Genomic DNA, 820 nt, shown 5'->3' with positions numbered 1-820 from the left:
GCCGCCACCGCCCCGCGGCGGCTGCCCGAACAGCGCGCCTGGGCGGCCGACGTCGCCGCCGGGCACGACGCGGGCGTACGGCTGTCGCTCCGTATCGAACTGCTCCACGGCAGCGGCACCCGGCCCGGCTTCCGCGCCGTCCTCCAACTGCACAGCCTCACCGACCCGGCCCTCGTCGCGGACGCCGCCGACGTGTGGGCGGGCACCGCGCCCGCCGGTGCGGCGCTCGGCCCCCGGGCCCGGATGGACGCCCTGCTCACGCTGCGGCGCGCGGCCCGCGCCTGGGCACCGCTCACCCCGCTGCTGTCCGCCGCCGTCCCCGATGCGGTCGACCTCGCCGACGAGGAGGTCACCGAGCTGCTGGGCCCGGTGACCGGGGCGCTGGACGCGGCCGGAGTGAAGGTGCACTGGCCCAAGGAACTGGTGCGCGGGCTCACCGCGCGCGCCGTCGTCGGCCCGGACGAGGAGGACGGCCCCGGCAACGACCGGGGGTCCGGGATGCCCTCCTTCCTCTCCGCCGACGCGCTGCTCCGCTTCAGCTGGCGGTTCGCCGTCGGCGACCAGGAGCTGACCAGGGAGGAGCTGGACCGGCTTGCCGAGGCGGGCCGCCCGCTGGTGCGGCTGCGCGACCAGTGGGTGGTCCTGGACCCCGAGGCGGCGCGGCGCGCCCGCGACCGCCAGGACCGCAAGCTCGCCCCCGTCGACGCGCTCGGCGCCGTCCTCACCGGCCGATCGGAGGCCGACGGCGCCGAGGTCGAGGTGCGGGCCACCGGCTGGCTGGCCGCGCTGCGCGACCGCCTGGCCCGGCCCGGGGAGGACG

General features: G+C 79.0%; 1 protein-coding gene. It reads left to right on the top strand.

Features of this window, described 5'->3' with window-relative positions; genetic code table 11:
- Positions 1–820, top strand: an 820-nt coding sequence (locus EEJ42_RS31180) for an SNF2 helicase-associated domain-containing protein (RefSeq protein ID WP_184503356.1), incomplete at both ends; no start/stop codon positions are given.

Source organism: Streptomyces botrytidirepellens (assembly GCF_003721215.1).
GTDB lineage: Bacteria > Actinomycetota > Actinomycetes > Streptomycetales > Streptomycetaceae > Streptomyces > Streptomyces himastatinicus.
This window is presented reverse-complemented; position numbering and strand designations above follow the sequence as displayed.